Consider the following 24,080-nt stretch of genomic DNA (forward strand, 5'->3'; position numbering starts at 1 on the left):
ATAGCAAGAGCGCCCTTTCGCTAAGCTGTATCCCGCATATTGCGGCGCTTCAGGCGCTTTCCAGTTCGGCCTGCCGCTCGTCGCTGGCGGCGTCCAGCAGCGCCGCCTCGACCTCCTTCAGACGGGCGGGAGCGGTGATCTTCCCCCCGGTCAGGTCGGTGACGTAAAACGTATCCGCCGCGCGCTCGCCGTAGTTGGTGATGTGCGCGCTGAACACCAGCAGGCGGCTTTCGAACAGGGCGCGGGCGAGCCGGTTGAGCAGCGCCGCGCGGTCGCGGGCATTGACTTCGACCACCGTGAACCGGCCCGAAGCCTGGTTGTCGAACCGGACCACCGGGCGCACATCGAATGCCCGCGCGCGGCTATGCGGCAGCGGACGCTTGGCAAGCTGGGGCACCAGCGCGGTGCGGTTGGCCAGCGCATCGGCGATCGCCTGCTCGATCCGGGCAATCTGCGCGGGCTCGCTGAACGGGCGTCCTTGCGGGTCCTGCACCAGGAAGTTGTCGACCGCCCAGCCGCTGCGGGTGGTATGGATGCGCGCGTCGATGATGTTCGCGCCCGCCAGGTGGATGCCGCCCGCGATGCGGTAGAACAGGCCCGGGTGATCGGCCGCGATCACCGTCACCAGCGTGGCGCCCCGGGCGGGATAGACTTCGCACTGGATCGACAGGTGGCCCTGATCCTCGTGACTGACCCCGTACTGGATCAGGTTCAGCGCGGCGATGTCTTCCGGCTCGGCGATCCAGTAGCTGTCGTCGAACCGGTCGGCATAAAGCCGCAGCAGCCCGGCCTTGTCGCCCAGCAAGGCCTCGACGCGATCTTTCTTGGCCGCCACCCGGTCCTTGCGCCCATGCTTCATGTGGCCCAGCCGCAGGCGCTCCTCGGCCGCATCGTAGAGTTCGCCGAGCAGCTGGCCCTTCCAGCTGTTCCAGGTGCCCGGCCCCACCGCGCGGATGTCCACCGCGGTCAGGATCATCAGGTGCCGCAGCCGCTCCACGCTCTGCACCTCGGACACGAAATCCTCGATGGTCTTGGGATCGGTCAGGTCGCGCTTGAAGGCGGTGCGGCTCATCAGGAGATGCTGGCGCACCAGCCAGGCGACGAGGTCGGTCTCGCCCGCGTCGAGGCCAAAGCGGGGACACAGCGCCTCGGCCACTTCGCCGCCGAGCACCGAATGGTCCCCGCCGCGCCCCTTGGCGATATCGTGCAGCAGCACCGCGACGTACGCGACGCGGCGGCTGGCGACTTCGTGGATCAGCCGGGTCGAGCGCGGATGATCCGCCTGCAGCTCCCCCTTTTCGATCCGGGAGAGCAGGCCGATCGCGCGGATCGTGTGCTCGTCGACCGTGTAGTGGTGGTACATGTCGAACTGCATCTGCGCGTTGACCCGCGCGAAATCGGGCACGAACCGGCCGAACACCTCCGCCTCGTTCATCCACCGCAGCACGCCTTCGGGATCGTGGCGGCCGGCGAGCACATCGAGGAACAGCGCGTTGGCGCGCGGATCGTCGCGCACCTCGGGCTTGATCAACCCGGCATCGCGCGCCGCCTGGCGCATGGTTTCGGGATGGATATCAAGGCTGTTGGACTCGGCCAGCTGGAACAGCTCGATCAGCCGGACCGGGTCCTTGCGGAACCAGTCGTCGGACGGCGCGGCGATCTTGCCGCCGAACACGCGGAATCCCTTGAGCAGGCGCGCCCGCGGGGTGAAGCTGGCAAGGAACCCCTTACGCGCACGGTTTTTGGCGAACTGCTCGTCGATGTGCGCCAGGAACACGCCGGTCAGGCTGCCGACCCGCTTCGCCTGCAGGAAATAGAATTGCATGAACCGCTCGACCGCGCTCTTGCCCGGCCGGTCGGCAAAGTTCATCCGCGCCGCGACCGCGCGCTGCAGGTCGAAGGTCAGCCGGTCCTCGGCCCGCCCGGTGATGGTGTGCAGGTGGCAGCGCACCGCCAGCATGAATGCCTCGGCCCGGCGGAAATTGCGGTACTCGTCGCGCGTGAACAGCCCGACGTCGACCAGTTCGGCCGCGACCCGCACCTTGTGGATGTACTTGCCGATCCAGTACAGCGTCTGTAGATCGCGCAAGCCGCCCTTGCCGTCCTTGACGTTGGGTTCGACGACATACCGGCTGTCGCCCATGCGCTTGTGCCGCGCGTTGCGTTCTTCCAGCTTCTCGGCGACGAACTGCTTCTCGGTGCCCTTCACCACCTCGTCGGCGAAGCGGCGCATCGCCTCGTCGTACAGGTCCTGATCGCCCCAGACGTAGCGGCCTTCGAGCAGCGCGGTGCGAATGGTGAGGTCAGCCCGGGCCAGGCGGATCATCTCGTCGACCGACCGGCTCGAATGACCGACCTTCAACCCCAGATCCCACAGGTAATAGAGCATCGCCTCGATCACCTGCTCGCACCACGGCGCGTTGCGGGTGGGATGCAGGAAAGCGATGTCGACGTCCGAATGCGGCGCCATTTCCGACCGGCCATAGCCGCCGACCGCGATCAGGGTCAGCCGCTCCCCGGTGGAACGGTTGCTGGCGGGATAGACGTCCGCGATCACGTGATCGTGGATCGTGCGCACCAGCTGGTCGATCAGGAACGCGTGACCACCGGTGATCTCGTGCCCTGCGGACGGCTTTTCGGTCAGGCGGCGGTCGAGTTCGGCGCGGCCGGCCTCCAGCGCCGCTTTCAGCACGGCAACGATCCGCGGACGCGCATCCTTGCCCCCGCTCGCCAGCTCGGCGATTGCGCCTGACAGCGCGCGGCGGTCCACCACCGCACGCTGGTTGGGGATGCGCAGCTGGCTCAAGCGGCCTCCATCTCCTCCGTGTACCGGGTGCGCAGCGCGCGCTTGTCGATCTTTTCGGTGCCGAGCCGGGGCAGGGCTTCGTTCACCTGCCACAGGTGCTGCGGAATCTTGAACTTCGCCAGCCGCTCGGCAAGGAACTCGGTCAGGTCCTCCGGATCGACATCGCGCCCGTCCTTCGATCGGTACACCGCCGCCGGAACCTCGCCAAAGCGCTCGTCCGGCAGGCCGAACACCGAACATTCGGCGATGTTGGGGTGAGCGTAGATTTCCTGCTCCACCTCGATGCAGGCGATGTTCTCGCCGCCGCGGATGATGATGTCCTTCTTGCGGTCGACGATGAACAGGTACTCGTCCTCGTCGACGTAGCCGAGGTCGCCGGTGCGGAAATACGCGTCCGACGTGTACGCGGCTTCCGTCGCTTCCTCGTTGCGCCAATAGCCAAGGAAGTTGCACGCCGACCGCATGCACACTTCGCCCACCTGCCCCTGCGGCACCGGCTGCCCGGCGTCGTCAAGGATCGCGAGGTCCACCAGCGGCTTCGACGCGGTGCCGGTGGAACCCGGCTTGGCGAGGTAGTTCTCGTTCATATTGCCGCAGCCGACCCCGTTGGTTTCGGTGAGGCCATAGCCGAGCACCGGGAACCCTTCGGAGAACGCCTCCTTGATCTTGGTCACGTGTTCCGGCGGGCGCGGGGCGCCGCCGCCGGCAAAGGTCTTGCAGGCCGACAGGTCGTACTTGTCGCGGTCCGGGTGAGTGGCGAGTTCGAAGCTCATCAGCGGGACGCCGACGAAGTAGGTGATCTGTTCTTTCTCCAGCAGGCGCAGCGCCTCGGTCGCGTTCCACTTGGGCATCAGCACCAGCTTGCGCCCCATGGCGAAGCTTTGCAGGAACACCGGCACTTCGCCCGTCACGTGGAACAGCGGCACGTTGACCAGCGCGCTCGGCTGCACGCTCGGCATCTCGCCCTTTTCGGTGAACAGCTGCACGATGGTGGCGGTCTGGGCGATGTAGTTCATCACCGCGCTGACCTTGCCGAGATGGTCGGAATACGCGCCCTTGGGCGAGCCGGTCGAGCCTGAGGTGTAGAGGATCGTCGCCAGATCGTCCGGCCCCAGTGCGCCGAGCATCCGCATCGCGGTGTCGCCTTCGGCCCAGATCGGCTCCAGCCCCACCGCCGGCGGCCCGTCGTGGTCGAACACCACCACCTTCGCGCCGTGAGAGACCCCCGCGAGCCGCTCCGCACGCTGCCGGTCGGCCAGGACGATCGAGCATTCGCACAGGTCGATCCCGAACGCGAGTTCCTCGCCGGTCCACCAGCCGTTGAGCAGCGAGGCGCACCCGCCGCCCATCAGCACGCCCATGTAGGCGGCGATCCAGTTGGCCGAATTGCGCGCCGCGATCCCCACGCGGTCGCCGCGCTTCATCCCGTGACGGGTGGCGAGCCCGTGCGCCACGCTGGCCGCGGCGGCATACATCTCGCCGAACGTCAGCCGCTGGTCGCCGTCGACGATGAACACCGTGTCCTTATGCTGCTGCACAAAGTGGGCGAAGTAATGCGCGATGCTGGGCGGCGCGTTGACGAACGCGGGCATCTCCACCCCGCGCCGTTCGACCTGCTTCGTCTCGAACATCTGCCCTGCCCCGGTGAGCTGGGTGTTGATCCGCTGGATGTCTCGATCGAGCTCGGTCAGCATGGTGTTCCTCTTCCGCTGTTTTGGCGCCGGGCTTTCACCGCGCGCCGCGCTATGCCAAAGACCCGCGCGGACGGCCGAAGCCCCGCGTGGGGAAGCGGCCAGGGTTAAGGATCAAACGTGCTGCTGTCACTACTGGCCGACGCCTCGCAGGCTATCCGGTTCGAGGATCTTGGCCTGAGGAAGGGCATCAACCTCGGCTTCTTCGAGCTGCGGTTCTACAGCCTGGCTTATCTCGCCGGCATCATGCTGGGCTACTGGCACCTTGGCCGAATGATCAAGGCGCCGGGCAGCCCGATGGCGCAGCGCCATGCCGACGACCTGTTCTTCTATTGCACCCTTGGCATCATCATCGGCGGACGGCTGGGCTATGCCGCGTTCTATACCGGCGGCGATACCGGCATCCCGTCCATGTTCACCAACTTTACCCCGGGGCAGACGCCCAGCTGGGACCTGTTGCGGCTGTGGGACGGGGGGATGAGCTTCCACGGCGGCGTGCTCGGCGTGCTGGCGGCGATCGCGTGGGTCTGCTGGCGCGGGCAGATCAGCTTTCTGCGCACCGCGGACTACATTTCGGTCAACGTGGCGTTCGGGATGATGTTCGGGCGGCTGGCCAACTTCATCAACGGCGAACTGTGGGGCCGCCCCACCGACGTGCCGTGGGCGATGATCTTTCCGACCGACCCCCTCGGCCTGCCGCGCCACCCCAGCCAGCTCTACGAAGCGGCGCTGGAAGGGGCAGCGCTGATCGTGATCATGCTGCTGCTGTTCTGGAAAACCCGCGCCCGCTGGCGCCCGGGGCTGCTGGTGGGCGTGTTCACCGCGGGCATCGCGCTGGGCCGCTTCACGGTCGAGTTCTACCGCGAACCCGATGCCCAGCTGGCCGAACTCGCGCGGCAGACGGGGCTGTCGATGGGCCAGTGGCTGACCGTCCCGCTGATCGTGCTGGGCGTGGTGATCGCCGCGCGCGCGCTGATGCGGCCGCCGCTGGGGACGCAGGCGACCCGGCCCGCCGCCGCCTGAACCCACTGCATGGCCGATGATTCCATGCCGCTGGCCGAGGTGTTCCGCCGGCTGATCCGCACGCACGGACCGATCAGCCTGGCGCACTACATGGCCGAATCCAACGCGCGCTATTATGCCGCCAAGGACCCGCTCGGCGCCGACGGCGACTTCGTCACCGCGCCCGAGATCAGCCAGATGTTCGGCGAGCTGATCGGGCTGTGGCTCGCCGACCTGTGGATCCGCGCCGGCCGGGAAGAGCCGGTCCATTACGTCGAACTCGGCCCCGGGCGCGGCACGCTGGCGAAGGACGCGCTGCGCACGATGAAGCGCTATGGTCTGGTGCCCGCCGTTCACTTCGTCGAAGGCTCGCCCGCGCTCAAGAAAGTGCAGCTCGAGGCGGTGCCGCACGCACATTTCCACGACGATCTGACCACTGTCCCGATGACCGGCCCGGTGCTGGTGGTCGGCAACGAATTTCTCGACGCCCTCCCGGTGCGTCAACTGGTTCGAGCGGCCGAGGGCTGGCGCGAACGATCGGTCGGGCTGGATGGCGACAAGCTGGTCTACGTCGCCGGCAGCGTGCCGATGGACGCTGCGGTGCCCGCGGAATGGAGCGGTGCGCGCCAGGGCGCGATCATCGAGACATCACCCGCGTCGGCGGCGATCGTCTATGAAATCGCCGGGCGTCTCGCTGCGCAAGGGGGGTGCGCGCTCCTGATCGATTACGGCCATGCCGACATGCGTGGTGGATCGACCCTGCAGGCGGTCGCGCGGCACCGCAAGGTCGACCCGCTGGCGATGCCGGGCGCAGCGGACCTGACCGCGCACGTCGACTTCGCGACCCTCGCCCGGGTGGCCGCCTCGCGGGGGGCCCAGTGGATGGGCACCGTCACGCAAGGGCACTGGCTGCGCGCGCTTGGCATCGAAACCCGCGCCGAGGCGCTCTGCGTGCGCGCCCCGCACTTGCGCGGCGAAGTGCTCGCGTCCCGGGATCGCTTGATCGCCGGCGATCAGATGGGCACTCTGTTCAAGGTCATGGGCCTTGCCGCACCGGGCTGGCCGCGCGGCGCGGGCTTTGACGAGACATGAAGGACACTGGCTTGAAAGACGCTGGCTTGAAAGACACCGGCATGCGCCTTGCCATCCTGGCCGCGGCGTTGCTGACGGCCACACCCCTCGCGGCCGCCGAACCGATCGCGGGCACCTGGGTCACGGCCGCGAAGGACGGGGTCGTCCGGATCGCCCCGTGCGGCAAGTCCCTCTGCGGCCGGCTGGACCGGTTCCTGACCCCGCCGCCGCAGGGCCTGGACCAGCGCGATGTCAACAATCCGAATGCCGCGCTGCGCAGCCGCAAGCTGCTCGGGCTGCCGATCCTGACCGGCTTCAGCGAGGACGGCGCGGTCTGGCGGGGCACGATCTACGATCCCAAGGCGGGCAAATCGTACCGATCGGTTCTGCGCCGGCTCGATGCCAACCGGCTGGAGGTGAAAGGCTGCATCGGCCCGTTCTGCCAGACCCAGGTGTGGCGCCGCGGCGGCTGACCTGCGCGGTCTAGCGGTGCATCGACGCGAACGGCACCGATAGGTCGACCTCGAGCCCGCCTGCTTCGAACCGTCGCTCCAGCTTCCCGCTGAGCTGCCCCTCGATCGCGCTTTTCATCAGGCGTGAACCGAACCCCTCGTCACCGGGATCAGTGGCCGAGGGGCCGTCTTTCTCGCGCCAGTGGATATGCGCCACGGTGCCGCCATCGGGGCAGTCGATCTCGATCCGCACGGATCCGCCTTCGACCGACAGCGCGCCGTACTTGGCCGAATTGGTCGCCAGTTCATGGAACGCCAGCGCCAGCGGCGTGGCCGCGCGCGGGCCGATCGGGCAGTCATCACCGACGATTGCCACCCGCCCGTTGCCGTCATCGTATGGCGCCATCAACTCGGTCAACAACCCCCGCAGGTTATCGCCCTTTACGCCTTCCATCGGGCGGACGTAATCGTGCGCCCGGCCCAGCGCGTGGATCGTGCCGACCAGGCCCTGCGCAAATTCAGCCGCTTCGGGCGCCTGGCGTGCGCGCAGCGACACCAGCCCGGCGATGACGGCAAAGATGTTCTTGATCCGGTGCGACAGCTCGCGCGCCAGCAGATCGCGATTTTCCGATTGGCGGTGGCCGTCATCGACATCGGTCAGCGTGCCGTACCAGCGGATCACCTCACCCTGGCGGTCATGCACCGGCAGGGCGCGCGCCAGTGTCCAGCGCCAGCTGCCATCCGCCTGCTTCAGCCGGTATTCGCTTTCGAATGGCTTGCCGCCGCCAAAACTGGTCTGCCACGCCGCTAGCGTCCGCTCCGTATCGTCGGCGTGCACCGTGTGGCGCCAATCCGAGAGGTCGGTCGGCGGAGGCGCACCAGTGGTCAACTCCCAGCGCACGTTGAAATAATCGAACTTGCCAGCGCTGTCGGCCGACCAGACCACTCCGGGCACCAGATCGGCGATCTCGCGCATCGCCCGCGCGCTTTCGAACGCGCGCGCCTGCGATTCGCGCTCAGCCCGCAAGGCGGAGAGGCGGCACATCACGGCCTGGGCCATGGTTTCCAGCCCCTGCCGCTGCAGTTCGGTCAGGCCGCCGGGCCGCGGCTCGCTATCGATGACAGCCAGCGCGCCGAGCGGAACGCCCTCGCCCGAAACCAGCGGCGCTCCGGCATAGAACCGGATGTGGGGAGGTCCCTTGACTAGGCCATTATCGGCAAACCGCGGATCGCTGCGCGCATCGACCACCACCATCGGCTCGCTGCCCAGCATCGCATGGGCGCAGAAGCTGACCGCGCGCGGCGTTTCGCGTTCGTCGATGCCGGCCCGGGCGATGAAGCGCTGCCGCTCGCTCTCGACCATGGTGACCACGCCGGTGGGCGCGTTGCACAGCTGGGCGGCGAAATGGGCGATCGCCGACAACTCCGGATCGTCTTGCAGCGCATCAAGGCCATAGGCAGCCAGCACGAAGGCGCGCTCGTCCTCGCCGCATGGCGCGACGACCGGGTTGGCGCCCGAGGCGCGAGTGGCGGTTGCGTCCAAGGTCATGTCTGAGCTGCGATCCTGGACAGCTTCTACCCTAAAAAGGCCCGCAACTCAATGACTTTGCGCCGCGAACCTGATCAATGCACAAGTCACGTCTTTTGAACAATTTGCGCCGGAGCCCGCGGCTCGGCTATGCGCGCGGCACCAGCTCCCGGAGACCTCATTTGCGCGCGACCCCCCAGTTCGATTTCCAGCTTGGCGACAGCGCCGAGATGATCCGCGAGGCCGCCGCGCGCTTTGCCGACGAACAGGTCGCGCCGCTGGCCGAAAAGGCCGATCGCGAGGACTGGTTTCCGCGCGAACTGTGGCCCGCGATGGGCGCGCTCGGCCTGCACGGGATCACGGTGGAGGAGGAATGGGGCGGCCTCGGCCTCGGCTACCTCGAACATGTCATCGCGGTGGAGGAGATCAGCCGCGCGTCTGCCAGCGTGGGGCTCAGCTACGGCGCGCATTCGAACCTGTGCGTCAACCAGATCCGCCGCTGGGGCAATCCGGAGCAGAAGGCCAAGTACCTCCCCAAGCTGATCAGCGGCGAACACGTCGGCAGCCTGGCGATGAGCGAGGCGAGCGCCGGGTCGGACGTCGTCTCGATGAAGCTCAAGGCGGAGGCGGTGCAGGGCGGATACGTGCTCAACGGCACCAAGTTCTGGATCACCAACGCGACTTATGCCGACACGCTGGTGGTCTATGCCAAGACCGGCGAAGGGTCGAAGGGCATCACCGCGTTCCTGATCGAAAAGGACATGCCCGGCTTCTCCATCGGGCAGAAGATCGACAAGATGGGCATGCGCGGCTCGCCCACCGCCGAACTGGTGTTCGACGACTGCGAGGTGCCGGAAGACAACATCATGGGCCCCTTGCACGGCGGGGTCGGCGTACTGATGAGCGGGCTGGATTATGAGCGGGTGGTGCTCGCCGGGTTGCAGCTCGGCATCATGCAGGCGTGCCTCGACACGGTCATCCCGTATCTGCGCGAACGCAAACAGTTCGGCAAACCGATCGGTGCGTTCCAGCTGATGCAGGCCAAGGTCGCCGACATGTACGTCGCGCTGCAGTCGGCGCGCGCATATACCTATGCGGTCGCCAAGAGCTGCGACGCCGGCCAGACCACCCGCTTCGACGCCGCCGGCGCGATCCTGCTCGCATCCGAGAACGCCTTCCGCGTCGCGGGCGAGGCGGTGCAGGCGCTGGGCGGCGCGGGCTACACCAAGGACTGGCCGGTCGAACGCTACCTGCGCGACGCGAAGCTGCTCGACATCGGCGCCGGCACCAACGAGATCCGCCGCATGCTGATTGGCCGCGAGCTGATCGGGGCGGCGGGGTGACCGCGCCGGTCCTGACCACCAAGCTCGACCGCGAGAGTGCCGAGGCGAAGGCGCGCTTTGCGCATAACAAAGGTCTCGCGGACGAGCTGCGCGCCAAGGTTGCCGAGGCCGCGCTTGGCGGGCCGGAGAAGCACCGCGAGCGGCACACGTCGCGCGGCAAGCTGCTCCCCCGCGAGCGCGTCGAGCGGCTGCTCGATCCGGGTTCGCCGTTTCTCGAGATCGGACAGCTCGCCGCCAACGGCATGTACGAAGGCGACGTGAACGGCGCCTCGATGATCGCCGGGATCGGCCGCGTGTCGGGCCGCCAGGTGATGATCGTCGCCAACGATCCCACCGTGAAGGGTGGCAGCTACTACCCGATGACCGTCAAGAAGCACCTCCGCGCACAGGAGATCGCGTTCGAGAACCGGCTGCCGTGCGTGTACCTGGTGGACAGCGGCGGCGCGAACCTGCCCTATCAGGCGGAGGTGTTTCCCGACCGCGACCACTTCGGGCGGATATTCTTCAACCAGGCGCAGATGAGCGCGGCCGGCATCCCGCAGATCGCCTGCGTGATGGGCAGCTGCACTGCCGGCGGTGCCTATGTGCCCGCCATGTCCGATGAATCGGTGATCGTGCGCGAACAGGGCACCATCTTTCTCGCCGGCCCGCCACTGGTGAAGGCCGCCACGGGCGAGGAGATCAGCGCCGAGGATCTGGGGGGCGGCGACCTTCATGCGCGCAAATCGGGCGTGGTCGATCACCTGGCCGAAAGCGACGAGCACGCGCTCACCATCGTGCGCGACATCGTCAGCCATCTGGGTGCCAACACCGGCGCGGCGCGGGACATCGCGCTGAAGGATCCGCGCCCGCCCAAGTTCGATGCCGAAGGCCTCTATGCCCTGATCCCCGACGATGTCCGCGCTCCCTACGACGTGCACGAGGTGATCGCGCGGCTGGTCGACGGGTCGGAATTCCACGAATTCAAGGCGCTGTACGGCAGCACCCTGGTATGCGGCTTTGCCCACATCTGGGGGATGCCGGTCGCGATCCTCGCCAACAACGGGGTGCTGTTTTCGGAAAGCGCGGTCAAAGGCGCGCACTTCATCGAGCTCGCCTGCCAGCGCCGCATCCCGTTGCTGTTCCTGCAGAACATCTCCGGCTTCATGGTCGGCGGCAAGTACGAGGCGGAAGGCATCGCCAAGCATGGCGCCAAGCTGGTGACCGCGGTCGCCACCGCCACCGTGCCCAAGATCACCGTGGTGATCGGCGGCAGCTTCGGCGCGGGCAATTACGGCATGGCGGGCCGCGCCTATTCCCCGCGCTTCCTGTTTACCTGGCCCAACGCGCGCATTTCGGTGATGGGCGGCGAGCAGGCGGCTTCGGTGCTCGCCACCGTCCACCGTGACGCCGATACCTGGACGCCCGACCAGGCCGAAGCGTTCAAGGCGCCGATCCGCCAGAAATACGAGGACGAAGGCAATCCCTACTACGCCACCGCGCGCCTGTGGGATGACGGGGTGATCGATCCGGCGCAGACCCGCGACGTCCTCGGCCTAGCCTTCGCCGCCACGCTGGAAGCACCTGTCGCGGAGCGGCCAGCGTTCGGCGTGTTCCGGATGTAACCTTCGACCATTTGTTAAGCTCGCCTCTTCACCTCGCAAGGGTCCGCGCCTAGATGCACCGCAGAAGGCGGGAGCGTTTCACATGAACATCAGGGCCGATCACGCCGACGACGAGGCACGGCTCATCCGCGTGGCCGAGCGGATGATCGAGGAGCGCGGCGATGCGATCAGCATCGGGTCGCTGGCGACCCTTGCCGGGATGCCCCGCGCGCGGGTGGAGGCGATCTTCGCGGATGAAAGCGCGCTGTTCGATGCCATCGTCGAGCGCTGGTTCGTCGATCACACCGCGATCATGGAAGACGTGCTCGCCAGTGACCTGCCGCCCAACCGCAAGATGTACGAATTCTTCGCCCTCCGCTTTCGCCTCAACCGCGAACGCTACCGGGCCAATCCGGCCGCGTTCAAGGCCTATTGCGAGCTGGGCGCCGCGCAGTTCGAACGCATCCGCGGCTATGTCGACCTGGCCGACCATTACCTGTGCGAACTGATCGCGCAGGCGCAGGCCGAGGGCGCGTTCGACGGGCTGGCGATCGACCGCGCGTTGAGCCTGATCAACCAGATGGTGCTGCCCTACACCCTGGCCGAGGTGCTGATCTTCATGGATGAGCGGCTGAGCGAGGAGAAGCTGGGCCAGATCGTCGACACGCTGTTCGCGGGACTATCCGCAGCCGACGGCGGCGCGCGCGGCGTCAGCGGGCTGCGCGCCGCCTGAGCTCTGGCGCGGCGGTCACCCGCCGACCCCCGTTACTCGCCGACCACCGTCACTCGCCCGGCCGAGGGTACCTGGATCACTTCGCCGGCGCGCAGGTATTGCTCGATCGCATCGAGATCGAGCGGGCCGACCACCGGATCGGTGCCTTGCCTGAAGGCTGCAAACCCGTCTCCGCCGGCCGCGATGAAGTTGTTCAGCGTGATCCGGTAGGTGGCCGCCGGATCGATCGGCTGACCGTTCAGCGCCGCCCTGACCACGCGTTGCCCTGCCGGCCGCGCCGGATCGAGCGTCATCGTGAACCCGTCGCTGACCGCCAGGATCTTGGGCTCGTTGGGATTGGCGAACTGCTGTTCGAGGATCTGGAGCAGCTGCGCGCCGGTATAGCTCATCGTCACCAGCGTGTTGCCGAACGGCTGGACCGCGTAGATATCGCCGAAAGTCACCACCCCGCCCTCGCGCGCGGTCAGGTCGCTGCGGATGCCACCGGGGTTCATGAACGCCACCTGCGCGCCCGCCCCCCGCGTCGCGGCCAGTTGCGCATCGGCGACCAGGTTGCCCAGGCTGCTTCCCGCGCCGCCGCGCCGCGCCGGACCGGATAAGCGCCCCACCGGGCGGTCAGCGACTTGTGCCGCGGCGGCGACATACCGGGCGACATAGGCCGCGACCTCGGCATTCGGTTCGAACGCTTCGAAGCCCGGATTGACCGGACGGCCCCCTCCCGCGCTTTGCACCGGCACGTTGCGGGCGCTGATCGCGGTTACATCGTCGCGGCGCGGGTCGATGGTCACCGCGATGTCGGTCAGCAGCGTGCCCGCCGAACCGGCGCTGGTGACGGTGAACCGGCGAGCCGGATCGACTTGCGCGAAATCGCACACATACGCCTTGTGGGTATGGCCCGAGATGACGAGGTCGATCCGGGGATCGAGCTGCTCCAGGATGGCGCGCAAGTCGCCAGCCATCGCGCCGCAGCCGGTGAAGCTGTCGCCCGTTTCCGGCACCAGCCCCTGGTGGATCGCCACCACCACCGCATCCGCCCCGTCGGCCAGCACGCGCGGCACCAGCGCGTTGATCGATTGCGCCTCGTCCTCGAAAGTCAGCCCTTCGATGCCCGCCGGCGCGACGATCTGCGCGGTGCCTTTCAGGGTCAGTCCGATCACCCCGACCGCGACCGCATCCGCGCCGGAGCCGTACCGCTTGATGCCATAGCCGGGGAACAGCGTGGAGCCGTCGGGCATCCGCACGTTGGCAGCCAGGATGGGATAGTCGGTGCCTTTATAGTCCGGCTCCACCGCGCACGGCTGGCGAAGGGTGAACTTCTCGCAGCCGCCTTCGCGCAGGCGCTTGAGTTCGCGCCACCCGCGATCGAATTCGTGATTGCCGACGCTGGTGAAATCGAGGCGGACGCGGTTCATCACGCCCACGGTCGGCTCGTCGAGGAACAGCGAGGACGCGAGCGGGCTGGCGCTGATCAGGTCGCCCGCGCCGATCGCCATGTTGAACGGGTTCTGCGCGCGGAGCCGGGCCACCGCACCGGCGAGCCATGCAGCCCCGCCTGCGTAAACCTCCTGCCGGCCGCCCTGCCCGTCTTCCAGGGTGATCGGCCGCTGAACCGGCTCCAGCGCGCCGTGGAAGTCGTTCAGACCGATGATGCGGACGGTGACGGGTTCCGGCGCCCGCTCGGACACGGGGCGCGGAACGGTCGCACAGGCGGCGAGGCCAAGGGCGAGCGGAATGGCGAGAAGCTGACGGATCATGCGCCGGGACTGCACACTCAAGGTGACCGCTTCAAGACGCAATCGCCCGCCGCCATTTCGTTCCGGGCAAATCGGTTTGTTTTTCACGAGTTTGCGGCCGACCGGAGCGGAACCCCGCGAGCGCCGGGCAGTTAGATGATTCCGGGTCGGGAGGGCTGAACCGAGGAGCCGCCTATGTCGCTCGACCCACTTGCTCTGGTTGCCATGCTGGCACTGGTGCTCGTCGCCGCGTTCGTTCTGTGGTGGCTGTACCGCTCGCGTCGCACATCGGCGCTGCGCGATCGCTTCGGCAAGGACGAATACGACCGGACGCTTCACCAGCACGGCGCGCGCAGCAAGGCGGAGGCTGCGCTCATCGCGCGCGAGGAACGCGTCCACAAGCTGGAACTGCGCCCTATCGCGGATGCCGATCGCACCCTTTTCACCGCTGAATGGCACGCGGCCAAGTCACGCTTCGTCGACGATCCCGCCGCCGCCATCGGCGATGCGGACCGGGTGATCGGGCAGGTCATGGGCGCCCGCGGGTACCCGGTGGACGACTTCGATGCACGCTATGAAAGCCTGACGGTGGACCACGGCGAAATCGCGCGTCATTACCGCGCCGGCCACGACATCGCCGACCGCGCCGTCACTGGCCAGGCCACCACCGAGGACCTGCGCCAGGCGATGATCCACTACGAAGCGCTGTTCGGCGAACTCGTCAGCGAAAGCGAACCGGCCGGGCGAGAGCGGGAGCCGGTCTCAACCTGATCACACGTCGAGATTGGCCACGTTCAAGGCGTTATCCTGGATGAACTCGCGGCGGGGTTCGACGACATCGCCCATCAGGCGGGTGAAAATCTCGTCGGTCACGTCAGCATCCTCGACCTTCACCTGCAACAGCGCGCGGTTTTCGGGATCGAGCGTGGTTTCCCACAACTGCTCGGCGTTCATTTCGCCCAGCCCCTTGTAGCGGCTGATCGACAGACCCTTGCGGCCAGCAGCAAGCACCGCGTCGAGCAGCTGCGACGGGCGCGTGATCGCCCCGTCGGTAACCACGGGAGCGGCGCCGGTGTCAGGTTGAACCTCTTGTGCACCGACTTCTGCATCGGTTTCCAGCTCGGGTTCGGACTCCGGCTCGGACGAAGCGCGGGCAAACCGGCTGGGGTTCGCAAAGGCATCGGCGTGTTCGGCAGCGAGGCGGTGCAGCTTGCGCGCCTCGGCGCTGTCGATGAACTTGGCTTCGATCTCGTGCGCATCGGTGACCCCGCGCCAGGCGCGCGCGAACAGGATCGAACCGTCATCGCGCCGCAGCACGCTCCACTGCGCTTCGGGATCGCCCGCCCCCAGCCGGGCAGCGGCCCGTTCCAGCGCCTCCATCCGGCCTGCCGGATCGAGCTCCGGATCGAACGCGCCAGCCAGCGCCATCTGCTCGATCACCGCCGGATCGTACTTGCGCGGCACGAAACCCAGCAGGCTGCGGATGCGCAGCGCGTACTCGACCAGGCTGCGCAGATCCTCGCCAGTGCGCGCGCCTTCCGCGGTTTCAAGCACCCGCCCCTGCATCCCGCCATCCACCAGATAGCGATCGAGCGCGGCCTGATCCTTCAAATACACCTCGCTGCGGCCCTTGCTGACCTTGAACAGCGGCGGCTGCGCGATGAACAGGTGCCCGGCCTTGACGATTTCGGGCATCTGGCGGTGGAAGAACGTCAGCAGCAGCGTGCGGATGTGCGCCCCGTCGACGTCGGCGTCCGTCATGATGACGATCTTGTGATACCGCAGCTTTTCGAGATTGAACTCGTCGCGCAGGCCGGTCCCCATCGCCTGGATCAGCGTGCCGACTTCCCTTGAGCTGATGATCCGATCAAACCGCGCGCGCTCCACGTTGAGAATCTTGCCCCGTAGCGGCAGGATCGCCTGGTACTTGCTGTCGCGCCCTGACTTGGCCGATCCGCCGGCGCTGTCGCCCTCGACCAGGAACAGTTCGCACTTGGCGGGATCGCGCTCGCGGCAGTCGCTCAGCTTGCCGGGCAGCGACGCGACCGACATCGCGCCCTTGCGGCTCATCTCGCGCGCGCGGCGGGCCGCCTCGCGCGCGGCGGCAGCGTCGACGATCTTCTGGATGATCGATTTCGCGTCGGCGGGGTTTTCCTCCAGCCACTCCGACATCTTCTCGCTCATCAGCGCTTCGAGAGGCTGGCGCACTTCGGAACTGACCAGCTTGTCCTTCGTCTGCGAGCCGAACTTGGGATCGGGCAGCTTGACCGAGACGATCGCCGTCAGCCCCTCGCGCATGTCCTCGCCGGTCAGGCTCACCTTTTCCTTTTTCAGCAGTCCGGTGCGTTCGGCATAGGCATTGACCGTGCGAGTCAGTGCGGCGCGGAACGCGGCCAGGTGAGTGCCGCCGTCACGCTGGGGGATGTTGTTGGTGAAGCACAGCACGTTTTCGTAGTACGAATCGTTCCATTCCAGCGCGACGTCGATGCCGATGCCGTCCTTGTTCGCGCTGACCGAGATCGGTTCGGGCACCAGCGGCGCCTTGTTGCGATCGAGGTACTTCACGAACGCCGCGATGCCGCCTTCGTAGTACAGATCATGCTCGACCGGCTCCTCGTGCCGCAAGTCGCGCAGCTTGATCCGGACGCCTGAATTGAGGAACGCGAGCTCGCGATAGCGATGCTCCAGCTTGTCGAAATCGTACTCGGTCACGTTCTTGAACGTGTCGTTGGAATGCATGAAGGTGACGCGGGTGCCGTTGCGGTCGCGCCCCTCGCCCTTCACCACCAGCGGCCCCACGGCGTTGCCGTGTTCGAAGCGCATCCAGTGCTCCTTGCCGTCGCGCCAGATGGTCAGCTCCAGCCATTCGGACAGCGCGTTGACCACCGACACGCCCACGCCGTGGAGACCGCCCGACACCTTGTAGGCGTTGTCGTCCGACGTGTTCTCGAACTTACCGCCGGCGTGAAGCTGAGTCATGATGACCTCGGCCGCCGAAACGCCCTCTTCCTTGTGCATGTCGACCGGAATGCCGCGGCCGTTGTCCTCGACCGAAACCGAGCCATCGGGGTTGAGTTCGATCAGCACCAGGTCGCAATGCCCGGCCAGCGCTTCGTCGATCGCGTTGTCGCTGACCTCGAACACCATGTGGTGCAGGCCCGATCCGTCGTCGGTGTCGCCGATGTACATGCCCGGCCGCTTGCGCACAGCGTCGAGGCCCTTGAGGACCTTGATGCTGTCAGCGCCATAGGCGTTGGTTCCGGTATTGCCGGAGGCATTGTTCTGGGTGCTGTCGTCCATGCCGATTATATAGGCATCAGGGGCCGCTTTAGGAACCCGCGACGGCCCCTTCCATCCACAGGCGTTTCCTGCCTAAAACACGGCCGAATCGGCAGGGGAGACGGGTGATGAAACAGGCAGTTCTGACGGCGGTGGCGGTATTGCTGCTGGCAAGTCCGGCAGCGGCACAAGTCGCCACCGGCACGATGGGCCCGCTGCGCCCGGATCAGCAGAAGTTCTTCGAGCTTTACAAGGAACTGGTGGAGACCAACACCGTGGTCGGCGAAGGCAGCTGCACCCAGGCTGCTGCACAGATCGCCACCCGCCTGAAAGCCGCCGGCTTCACCGACGATCAGCTGATCTCGTTTTCCGTGCCCGAGCACCCGCAGGACGGCGGGCTGGTGGCGATCCTGCCCGGCACGTCGGCCACCCTGAAGCCGATGCTGCTGCTCGCCCACATCGACGTGGTGGCGGCCAAGCGCGCCGACTGGGAACGCGACCCGTTCAAACTGGTGGAGGAGAACGGCTACTATTACGCTCGCGGCATCATCGACGACAAGTTTCAGTCCGCGGTGTGGGCCGACACGCTGATCCGGATGAAAGAGGCGGGCACCAGGCCGGCCCGCACGATAAAGCTGGCTCTGACCTGCGGGGAGGAGACCGACACCGCGTTCAACGGGGCGCAGTACCTTGCCACTGAAAGGCGCGAATTGATCGATGCCGCCTTCGCGCTCAACGAAGCTGGCGGTGGGCGGACCGACGGCAAGGGCAAGGTATTGGTGCAGACCATCCAGGTCGGTGAGAAGGTGTACCAGGATTACAAGCTGACCGCGACCAACCCGGGCGGGCACAGTTCAGCGCCGCCCCCGGACAATGCGATCTATGATATGGCGCGGGCGCTCGACAAGATTTCAGCGCACGAGTTTCCGGCAGAGTTCAACGACACCACCCGGGTGTTTTTCGCCAAGGCGGGCGCGCTGCGCCAGGACGACATCGGCAAGGCGATGGTCGCGCTGACCAAGGACCTTAACGACGCGTCCGCCATGGGGATCGTCAACCGGGACAAGTCGCTTCATTCGATGCTGCGGACCACGTGCGTGGCCACCATGATCGACGGCGGACACGCGCTTAACGCCCTGCCCCAGCGGGTCGAGGCGAACGTCAACTGCCGTATCTTCCCCGGCCACACTCCGGCTGAGATCAAGGACCAGCTGGCAGCGGTGATCGGCAATCCCGGCATTGCCATCGCGTACGGCCGAGATGACAAGCCGCTTGCCAAGAGTCCGCCGCTCGACCCCGCGCTGATCGGGCCGATGGAGCAACTCGCCGCCAAGCACTTCCGCGGCGTCCCGGTGATCCCCACGATGTCAACCGGCGCGACCGACGGGGTCTACACCGGCGGAGCGGGCATCCCGACATATGGCGTGCCCAGCATCTGGACCGATCCTGACGGCAATGGCACGCACGGCCTCAACGAACGGGTCGAGGTGAAGGCGGTTTACACCGCGCGCGATTATCTGTTCGACCTGGTGAAGGCGCTGGCAAGCAAGTGACCGAGAATGACATCGCCGCCCGACTGAGCGAACCGTTCGGCTCGTTCCCGCAGGTCATCGCCGATTGGGCGGCGGTCCAACCGGACCAGATCGCCCTGCGCGACGAGCAGGGAGAGCTGACCTGGCACGCGCTCAACGAAAAAATCGAACTTATTGCCGCCAAGCTCCAGGCGAGTGGGCTGGAACGCGGCCAGTCGGTGGCGATCCTCGGCACCTCGACGATCCCCTACGCGCTGGCGTTCCTGGGCGCGGTGCGCGCGGGCGGGGTGGCGGCGCCGCTCACCACCAGCGCCAGCGCGGATCAGCTCAAGGGCATGGCGGCGGACAGCGGCGCACGGCACCTGTTCATCGACCGCGCCAAGCTGACCGAGCTGGGCGCCGTTTTCATGCCGGATCTCGAGCATATCGTGCTGGACGAGGAGCTGGATGCCTGGATGGCACCTGCCGAGACGCGGCCGGAGCCGTTCTCGCCGACTGAAAGCGACCCGTTCAACATCATCTATTCCAGCGGCACCACCGGCATCCCCAAGGGGATCGTCCATTCGCACCAGATGCGTTGGCGGCAATTCACCGGCACCGCACAGGCGTTCCGCTCCGGCGGGCAACAGGTCATCAGCCTTGCGTCGACCCCCCTCTATTCGAACACCACGATGATCGCGTTCCTGCCCCCGCTGCTGGCGGGCGGCACGGTGCGGATCATGGGCAAGTTCGACACGAAGCGCTGGCTCGCCCACGCGCAGGCGGACCGGACCAACGTCACCATGCTGGTGCCGGTCCAGTACCAGCGGCTGATGGACGAGCCGAGCTTCGACACCTTCGACTTGTCCAGCCTGGTCGCGAAATACTGCACCTCTGCCCCGTTCTCGGCCGAATTGAAGCGCGAGGTGCTGCGGCGGATGCCGGGCAGCCTGATCGAAATCTATTCGATGACCGAAGGCGGCGTCGTCTGCCTGCTGCAGGCGCACGAATTTCCCGACAAGCTCCATACCGTGGGCCGCCCCGCTCCGGGAAGCGAGTTGAAGGTGCTGGACGACGAAGATCGGCCCGTGTTGCCGGGCACGCCGGGCAACCTCGTCGGGCGATCGGGAACGATGATGTCGGGCTACAAGAACCAGCCCGGCAAGACGCGGGAAGGCTACTGGACCGATCCGGACACCGGCGAGACCTGGCAGCGGATGGGCGACATCGGCCGCATCGATCAGGATGGCTTCGTCGAACTGGTCGGGCGCGCCAAGGACATGATCATCTCGGGCGGGTTCAATATCTTCCCCAGCGATCTGGAGGCGGCGCTCGAGACCGATCCGCGCGTGCAGGAGGCCGCGGTGGTGGGGATGGAGAGCCGCCGCTGGGGTGAAACGCCGGTGGGCTTTGTGCGACTGGTGCCGGGCACGCCGGCGGAAGCAGTGCAGTCGATCATGGCCGAAACCAACGGCAAGCTGGGCAAGACCCAGCGGCTCGCGGCCCTGCTACCGATCGACGAGATGCCCCGCAGCCACATCGGCAAGTTGCTGAAAACCGAACTACGGACGCGCGCGGCGGCGGAACTGACGATCGACTGACCGCCAACGCAAAAGGCCCGAGGATACCCCGGGCCTTTGTCTTCAAACGAAGATGGGCGTTCAGACGATCGTGGCGGTAAGCGTCAGACCGCTGATGGTCGCCGCGGCGAAGAACGCCAGAATGTGCGATGCAAAACGCATGGTTGCATGTCCCTGTTGAGTGTTTGATCGCCGGCGCACCGCAGCTCAAACCGCTGCCGATGCCCTGCGCTGCCGGCGAAATAATATTTCGCAGCGCTTTCCACAAATGAGAAGAACGCGGCAACTGTTGCGTTCCGCGCAACTGGCTCGCGACCCGGGCGCAACGCACGCGCCACGCCGCCCAGGCTTTGCGTGAATGCGCACTGCGGCTGTATAATCGAAGCAGAAGAAAACGGAGCGGCGGCGAGGGGGAGAGAGAGGCCGCCGCTCCGTATCTAATCGCGGGCCGCCACTGGGTGGGCGGGGGCGAAGCGCGCCTCCAGGATCCGGGAGAGGAATCGTGGGACGCTGGCCGGGTGCGCCGCTAGGGGGGAGAGGACTGGCGGACCCGGTTCGCGGCCGGAAATAATGTTACGTTCGGCTTTTCACAAATGAGTAAACTGCGTGAGGTGTTGCGTCCTGCGCAACCTCGCCGGAGTTCCAAGTTCAGCGCGTTCTAGGACCCGGCGCGCTGGACAGTGCCCCCGCGAACCGAATATCGGCTCTCCATGAAATCAGACCCCCGTCCCGATTCCGCCCTGCCCGATTCCATCCTGATCGTCGATTTCGGCAGTCAGGTGACCCAGCTTATCGCCCGGCGGGTTCGCGAAGCGGGAGTCTATTCGGAAATCGCTCCGTTCACGACAGCTGAGGAGGCTTTCCACCGGCTCCAACCCAAGGGGATCATCCTGTCCGGCTCTCCCGCCGGGGTGCCCGAAGAAGGCAGTCCGCGCGCGCCGCAGATCGTCTTCGACAGCGGCCTGCCGATCCTGGGCATCTGCTATGGCCAGCAGGTCATGACGCACCAGCTTGGCGGCGAGGTACGGCCCGGGCACGAGACAGGTGAAGGCGGGGAGTTCGGCCGCGCGTTCCTCACCGTTACTAGGCCCTGCGCCCTGTTCGACGGCCTCTGGAGCGAAGGCGAGCGCCATCAGGTGTGGATGAGCCACGGCGACAAGGTCACGCGCTTTGCCGAAGGGTTCGAGATCGTTGCCACCAGCGACGGCGCGCCCTTCGCCGTGATCGCCGATGAACGCCGCAAGTACTACGGCACCCAGTTCCATCCCGAAGTGGTCCACACGCCCGACGGCGGCAAACTGATCGCCAACTTCGTGCGCCACGTCTGCGGCCTGGCCGGGGACTGGACGATGGCCGAGTTCCGCAAGACCAAGGTCGCCGAGATCCGTGCCCAGGTCGGCAGCGGCAAGGTGATCTGCGGTCTGTCGGGCGGGGTCGACAGCGCGGTTGCGGCGGTGCTGATCCATGAGGCGATCGGTGAACAGCTCACCTGCGTGTTTGTTGATCATGGGCTGATGCGGCTGAACGAGGCGGAGCAGGTGGTCACCCTGTTCCGCGATCATTACAACATCCCGCTGGTCCACGTGAATGCCGAGGAGATGTTCCTTTCCGGCCTCGCCGGCGAGACCGACCCGGAGAAGAAGCGCAAGTTCATCGGCAAGGCGTTCATCGACCTGTTCGAGGCCGAGGCCAAGGCGATCGGCGGGGCCGATTTCCTTGCCCAGGGCACGCTCTATCCCGATGTCATCGAGAGCGTGAGCTTCACCGGCGGCCCTTCGGTCACCATCAAAAGCCATCACAACGTCGGCGGCCTGCCGGAACGGATGAACATGGCGCTGGTCGAGCCCTTGCGCGAACTGTTCAAGGACGAGGTGCGCGAACTGGGGCGGGAGCTCGGCCTGCCCGAGGTGTTCGTCGGCCGTCACCCGTTCCCGGGCCCCGGCCTCGCCATCCGCATCCCCGGAGAGGTCACGAGAGAGCGGTGCGACATACTGCGCAAGGCCGATGCCGTCTACCTCGAGGAAATCCGCGCCGCCGGTCTGTACGATGCGATCTGGCAGGCGTTCGCGGTGCTGCTGCCGGTGCGCACGGTCGGGGTCATGGGCGATTATCGCACATACGATCACGTGCTGGCCCTGCGCGCGGTGACCAGCACCGACGGGATGACCGCCGACATCTATCCGTTCGATGCCGCGTTCCTCAGCCGCGTGGCGACGCGGATCGTCAACGAGGTGAAGGGCGTCAACCGGGTGGTGTACGATTACACCAGCAAGCCCCCCGGCACGATTGAGTGGGAATAAAATCCCTTCACCGGATTATGACCTAAACCGCACCCCGGTCAGTTCCTCGGACTTCGCCCACAGCCGCTCGGCCAGGGCCTCGTCGCGTACGTGCGGGTACACGCCGCCGCCCGGGTTGTCCTTGCTGGCCGGTGCCGCCACCTCGCAATTTTCGAGGTAGAGCCCGCCCTTGCCCTCCAGCAGCGGGGAGGTAGCGGCCCAGACGGTGGTCGATGCGCCCTGCTCTTCGGTCTTGAAGCGCTCGTTGACATTACCCTCGGCATCGATCCAGCCCATCGCTACCTGTTCCTCGGTCGACAGGTGACGCTGTAGCGGGGTCATGATCCCGCCGGGATGGACCGCGAAGGCGCGCACGTTGAACGGCTCACCCAGCTTGTCGAGCTGCAACGCGAACAGGGCGTTGGCGCTCTTGGCTTGCCCGTACGCCAGCCACTTGTCGTAATCGCGCCGCTCGAAATTCGGATCGTCGAGGTCGAGGCCGTTCAGCCGGTGCCCAATCGATGACAGCGCCACCACCCGCGCGCGGTCCGCCGCCTTGAGCAGCGGCCACAATCGCGCAGTGAGCTGGAAATGGCCCAGGTGATTGGTGGCGAACTGGCCTTCGTAGCCGCGCGTATCGCGGGTCAGCGGACTTGCCATGACCGCGGCATTGTTGATCAGGATGTCGACCCGCGGCCACCGTTCGGCGACGCTCGCGGCGAATGCGTCGATCGATCCGGGATCGGCGAGATCAAGCGGGAGGATGGTGATATCGCTGTCCATCTCTCGCAGCACGTCCTCGGCCTGCCCGCTGCGGCGCGCGCCGACGATCACCTCGGCCCCGGCAGCAGCCAGCGCCCGCACGGTTTCGGTCCCGATCCCCGAGTATCCGCCGGTGACCACCACGTGGCGGCCGGCAGGGTCGATCCCTTGGGCCACCTCCATCGCGGTCGACCGATATCCGAAAGGGGAGCCGACCGGCTCCTGCGCGCTCACCATGACCCCCGTCTCCCGCTGATTTATCCGCCGCATGAACGAAAACGGCCGCCCAGCAGAACTGGGCGGCCGTCTGGCAGATGTCCAGTGATGTCAGTCGACGCGGGTGTAGGGGACGAAATCGCCCAGGAACACGTTACCGGTGTAGAACCCGCCGAACGGGTTGAAGGTCGTCACGATATCCTGCCGGCACAGTTGCGGACCAAATTGCCGGATCAGCAGCGCATCGTTGTCGTCGAGATCCTGCGCGTTCTCCGGCACATTGACCCAGATCGTCCGACCGCGGCCATAGACCACGGCGGTTCCGTCGATCACTTCGGAATTCTGATTGACCCGAGTGTTGATGCAGCTGCGCGGCTCACCGGCGACCCGACCTTCGAGCAGCTTGGCCAGCTTGGCATCGCGGGAGAGGCGCTCACCAGCGGTCGAAGGCCCGGCGGCCAGCGCCATGGTGGCAGCCGCCGCGAGCGCGAGTGCGATCTTCTTCATCCGA

Annotated in this window: 17 protein-coding genes; 10 read left to right on the top strand and 7 right to left on the bottom strand. The window is 66.6% G+C overall.

Going from position 1 to position 24,080, the window contains the following annotated elements; translation table 11 throughout:
• Positions 1 to 49: 49 nt before the first annotated feature.
• Together E0504_RS07880 and E0504_RS07885 are read right to left on the bottom strand one after the other, a co-directional pair.
• On the bottom strand, positions 50 to 2,806 hold the full coding sequence (locus E0504_RS07880; protein ID WP_131622770.1) for a [protein-PII] uridylyltransferase: 2,757 nt from the start codon (positions 2,804 to 2,806) through the stop codon (positions 50 to 52).
• On the bottom strand, positions 2,803 to 4,500 hold the full coding sequence (locus E0504_RS07885; protein ID WP_131622772.1) for a class I adenylate-forming enzyme family protein: 1,698 nt from the start codon (positions 4,498 to 4,500) through the stop codon (positions 2,803 to 2,805). The genes E0504_RS07880 and E0504_RS07885 overlap by 4 nt, the downstream gene beginning before the upstream one ends.
• Before the next feature lie 120 nt (positions 4,501 to 4,620).
• Between E0504_RS07885 and lgt the strand changes: the two genes are divergently transcribed.
• The 3 genes from lgt to E0504_RS07900 are packed head-to-tail and all read left to right on the top strand — an operon-like array spanning position 4,621 to position 7,043.
• The gene (gene lgt, locus E0504_RS07890; RefSeq protein WP_131623068.1) at positions 4,621 to 5,520 is read left to right on the top strand and encodes a prolipoprotein diacylglyceryl transferase; all 900 of its coding nucleotides are present in this window, start codon (positions 4,621 to 4,623) and stop codon (positions 5,518 to 5,520) included.
• Between the two features lie 9 nt (positions 5,521 to 5,529).
• On the top strand, positions 5,530 to 6,591 hold the full coding sequence (locus tag E0504_RS07895; RefSeq protein WP_131622774.1) for a class I SAM-dependent methyltransferase: 1,062 nt from the start codon (positions 5,530 to 5,532) through the stop codon (positions 6,589 to 6,591).
• Between the two features lie 41 nt (positions 6,592 to 6,632).
• Positions 6,633 to 7,043 (top strand): DUF2147 domain-containing protein, encoded by a 411-nt coding sequence (locus E0504_RS07900; RefSeq protein WP_131623070.1) that lies wholly within the window; start codon positions 6,633 to 6,635, stop codon positions 7,041 to 7,043.
• Between the two features lie 10 nt (positions 7,044 to 7,053).
• Here E0504_RS07900 and E0504_RS07905 read toward each other — a convergent pair whose 3' ends face one another.
• Complete coding sequence (locus E0504_RS07905; RefSeq protein WP_131622777.1) at positions 7,054 to 8,571, bottom strand: sensor histidine kinase; 1,518 nt, start codon at positions 8,569 to 8,571, stop codon at positions 7,054 to 7,056.
• A 161-nt stretch (positions 8,572 to 8,732) separates the two neighbouring features.
• Here E0504_RS07905 and E0504_RS07910 point away from each other — a divergent pair, with 161 nt between their 5' ends.
• The 3 genes from E0504_RS07910 (at position 8,733) to E0504_RS07920 (ending at position 12,209) form a co-directional block, all read left to right on the top strand.
• The gene (locus E0504_RS07910; protein ID WP_131622779.1) at positions 8,733 to 9,893 is read left to right on the top strand and encodes an isovaleryl-CoA dehydrogenase; all 1,161 of its coding nucleotides are present in this window, start codon (positions 8,733 to 8,735) and stop codon (positions 9,891 to 9,893) included.
• Positions 9,890 to 11,497, top strand: a complete 1,608-nt coding sequence (locus E0504_RS07915; RefSeq protein WP_131622781.1) for a carboxyl transferase domain-containing protein — start codon at positions 9,890 to 9,892, stop codon at positions 11,495 to 11,497. Before E0504_RS07910 ends, E0504_RS07915 begins: the two co-directional genes overlap by 4 nt.
• A gap of 82 nt (positions 11,498 to 11,579) precedes the next feature.
• Entirely contained in the window at positions 11,580 to 12,209 is a 630-nt protein-coding gene (locus E0504_RS07920) for a TetR/AcrR family transcriptional regulator (protein WP_131622783.1), read from the top strand.
• A 32-nt stretch (positions 12,210 to 12,241) separates the two neighbouring features.
• On the opposite strand, the gene E0504_RS07925 is transcribed toward E0504_RS07920, so the two are convergent.
• The gene (locus tag E0504_RS07925; RefSeq protein ID WP_207912315.1) at positions 12,242 to 14,050 is read right to left on the bottom strand and encodes a bifunctional UDP-sugar hydrolase/5'-nucleotidase; all 1,809 of its coding nucleotides are present in this window, start codon (positions 14,048 to 14,050) and stop codon (positions 12,242 to 12,244) included.
• Between the two features lie 87 nt (positions 14,051 to 14,137).
• Between E0504_RS07925 and E0504_RS07930 the strand changes: the two genes are divergently transcribed.
• Complete coding sequence (locus E0504_RS07930) at positions 14,138 to 14,713, top strand: hypothetical protein (RefSeq protein WP_131622786.1); 576 nt, start codon at positions 14,138 to 14,140, stop codon at positions 14,711 to 14,713.
• Here the strand turns inward: E0504_RS07930 and gyrB are convergent, their stop codons facing one another.
• Entirely contained in the window at positions 14,714 to 17,242 is a 2,529-nt protein-coding gene (gene gyrB, locus E0504_RS07935; protein ID WP_131622788.1) for a DNA topoisomerase (ATP-hydrolyzing) subunit B, read from the bottom strand.
• Positions 17,243 to 17,349: 107 nt separating this feature from the next.
• On the opposite strand from gyrB, the gene E0504_RS07940 reads away from it, so the two are divergent.
• From E0504_RS07940 to guaA, 3 genes are all read left to right on the top strand, one after another.
• A complete protein-coding gene (locus E0504_RS07940; RefSeq protein WP_131622789.1) occupies positions 17,350 to 18,774 on the top strand; it encodes a M20/M25/M40 family metallo-hydrolase in 1,425 nt (474 codons plus the stop codon).
• Positions 18,771 to 20,333 carry a class I adenylate-forming enzyme family protein gene (locus tag E0504_RS07945; protein ID WP_207912316.1) on the top strand — a complete coding sequence of 521 codons (1,563 nt, stop codon included), beginning with the start codon at positions 18,771 to 18,773 and terminating at the stop codon, positions 20,331 to 20,333. Before E0504_RS07940 ends, E0504_RS07945 begins: the two co-directional genes overlap by 4 nt.
• A gap of 689 nt (positions 20,334 to 21,022) precedes the next feature.
• Positions 21,023 to 22,612, top strand: a complete 1,590-nt coding sequence (gene guaA / locus E0504_RS07950; protein WP_131622791.1) for a glutamine-hydrolyzing GMP synthase — start codon at positions 21,023 to 21,025, stop codon at positions 22,610 to 22,612.
• A gap of 15 nt (positions 22,613 to 22,627) precedes the next feature.
• Here guaA and E0504_RS07955 read toward each other — a convergent pair whose 3' ends face one another.
• Positions 22,628 to 23,590: an oxidoreductase gene (locus E0504_RS07955; protein WP_131622794.1), complete on the bottom strand. Its 963-nt coding sequence runs from the start codon at positions 23,588 to 23,590 to the stop codon at positions 22,628 to 22,630.
• 90 nt (positions 23,591 to 23,680) lie between these two features.
• On the bottom strand, positions 23,681 to 24,076 hold the full coding sequence (locus tag E0504_RS07960; protein ID WP_131622797.1) for a hypothetical protein: 396 nt from the start codon (positions 24,074 to 24,076) through the stop codon (positions 23,681 to 23,683).
• Between the last annotated feature and the right edge of the window lie 4 nt (positions 24,077 to 24,080).

This window comes from Parafrankia sp. BMG5.11, assembly GCF_004337455.1.

Coding starts and splice junctions, on each gene's coding strand:
- E0504_RS07885 (WP_131622772.1), bottom strand. CDS start 4,500: ATGCTGACCGAGCTCGATCGAGACATCCAGCGGATCAACACCCAGCTC.
- E0504_RS07895 (WP_131622774.1), top strand. CDS start 5,530: ATGGCCGATGATTCCATGCCGCTGGCCGAGGTGTTCCGCCGGCTGATC.
- E0504_RS07900 (WP_131623070.1), top strand. CDS start 6,633: ATGCGCCTTGCCATCCTGGCCGCGGCGTTGCTGACGGCCACACCCCTC.
- E0504_RS07905 (WP_131622777.1), bottom strand. CDS start 8,571: ATGACCTTGGACGCAACCGCCACTCGCGCCTCGGGCGCCAACCCGGTC.
- E0504_RS07920 (WP_131622783.1), top strand. CDS start 11,580: ATGAACATCAGGGCCGATCACGCCGACGACGAGGCACGGCTCATCCGC.
- E0504_RS07930 (WP_131622786.1), top strand. CDS start 14,138: ATGTCGCTCGACCCACTTGCTCTGGTTGCCATGCTGGCACTGGTGCTC.
- gyrB (WP_131622788.1), bottom strand. CDS start 17,242: ATGGACGACAGCACCCAGAACAATGCCTCCGGCAATACCGGAACCAAC.
- E0504_RS07940 (WP_131622789.1), top strand. CDS start 17,350: ATGAAACAGGCAGTTCTGACGGCGGTGGCGGTATTGCTGCTGGCAAGT.
- guaA (WP_131622791.1), top strand. CDS start 21,023: ATGAAATCAGACCCCCGTCCCGATTCCGCCCTGCCCGATTCCATCCTG.
- E0504_RS07955 (WP_131622794.1), bottom strand. CDS start 23,590: ATGGTGAGCGCGCAGGAGCCGGTCGGCTCCCCTTTCGGATATCGGTCG.
- E0504_RS07960 (WP_131622797.1), bottom strand. CDS start 24,076: ATGAAGAAGATCGCACTCGCGCTCGCGGCGGCTGCCACCATGGCGCTG.